The organism is Microbacterium sp. MMO-56 (genome assembly GCF_037146215.1).
Lineage (GTDB): Bacteria > Actinomycetota > Actinomycetes > Actinomycetales > Microbacteriaceae > Microbacterium.
This window is the reverse complement of sequence record NZ_JBBCVW010000050.1, coordinates 1-1,126: the sequence shown is the minus strand read 5'-3', so window position 1 is coordinate 1,126 and position 1,126 is coordinate 1. Positions and strand designations below refer to the sequence as shown.

General features: G+C 67.4%; 1 protein-coding gene. It reads right to left on the bottom strand.

Features of this window, described 5'->3' with window-relative positions; all coding sequences use genetic code 11:
- Nucleotides 1–57: 57 nt before the first annotated feature.
- Nucleotides 58–1,126 (bottom strand): IS256 family transposase (locus tag WFI00_RS17735; protein WP_336633675.1); only part of this gene is annotated, 1,069 nt, incomplete at its 5' end.

The window sequence follows — 1,126 nt, the reverse complement described above, 5'->3', positions numbered from 1 at the left end:
AGGTCAAGCCCCAGCACGTGGTGTAGCGGTCGGTGATCCTTCTGCTGTTGTTTTCGGTTAGGCGCTGAGCTCGAGGACGGTGTCGGTGTTCACCTCGGTTCTGGTGTCGGTGACGAGGGTGAGGCGGGACTTGGCGAGGATCTCGAGGCCGAGGTAGCGGCGGCCTTCGACCCATTCGTCGGTGATCTCGGCGAGGACGGCGCCGACGAGGCGGACGATCGCGTCGCGGTTGGGGAAGATGCCGACGGAGTCGGTGCGGCGGCGGATCTCGCGGTTGAGGCGCTCGTTGGGGTTGTTGGACCAGATCTGCTGCCAGAGTCCCTCGGGGAATCCGGTGAACGCGAGGATGTCTGCTCTCGCGTTGTCGAGGTGCTCGTGCGCGGCGGGGAGCTTTCCGTCGACGTAGTCCAGCAGCCGGTCGAACTGCGCGTTCACGGCATCAGCGTCGGGTTGGTCGTAGACGGAGTGCAGCATCGCTTTCACCGCCGGCCATAGCGCCTTCGGGGTCACGCTCATCAGGTTCGCTGCGTAGTGGGTCCTGCAGCGTTGCCAGACTGCTCCGGGCAGGTTCGCCGCGATCGCCTCGACGAGACCTGCGTGCGCGTCGCTGGTGACCAGGCGGACGCCGCCGAGGCCGCGGGCGACGAGGTCAGCGAAGAACGAGTTCCACGCCGCCCCGGTCTCACTGGTCGCGACCCGCAGGCCGAGGACTTCGCGGCGCCCGTCGCCGTTGACGCCGGTCGCGACGAGCACGACCGCGTTGATCACCCGGCCGCCCTCACGAACCTTCATCGTCAACGCGTCCGCCGCGACAAACGTGAACGGCCCCGCGTCACCCAGCGGGCGGTGCCGGAACTGGTCGACGTGCTCGTCGAGGTCAGCGGCCATCCGTGACACCTGTGACTTCGAGAGGGAGTGGATCCCGAGGGTCTTCACGAGCTTGTCCATCCGGCGGGTGGAGACCCCGGCGAGGTAGCAGTCCGCGACGACAGTGATCAACGCAGTCTCCGCCCGCTTCCGGCGCTCCAGCAGCCATTCCGGGAAGTAGGTCCCGGTGCGGAGCTTCGGGATCGCGACGTCGATCGTGCCGACACGCGTATCGAGGTCGCGATGCCGGTAGCCGTTG